This window comes from Ferdinandcohnia sp. GQ5, assembly GCF_059759275.1.
The window spans coordinates 1-224 of record NZ_JCAXEW010000074.1 but is presented as its reverse complement, the minus strand read 5'-3'; the positions used below and the strand labels follow the sequence as shown (position 1 = coordinate 224).

The following is a 224-nucleotide window of genomic DNA, read 5'->3' as shown; positions in this document are numbered from 1 at the left end:
GAAGCCCTATTAAAAGATAGTATCCGTATGATGTGGTTAGCTCAAGGGTATGAACCAAGCTACCGCACAATCAACCGATTCCGTGTTCAATCAGAAGTGAAAGATTTAATTCGCAAATGTTTCGTCCAATTCCGTTGCCAATTAGTTGAAGAAAAACTTATTGATCAAGAAGCTATTTTTATTGATGGTACAAAGATTGAAGCGAATGCGAATAAATTTACGTT

The 224-nt window shown here is 36.2% G+C and carries 1 protein-coding gene; it reads left to right on the top strand.

Going from position 1 to position 224, the window contains the following annotated elements; genetic code table 11:
• The coding region (locus AC6CHV_RS26440) for a transposase (protein WP_498079984.1) at positions 1–224 on the top strand (224 nt) is incomplete at both ends.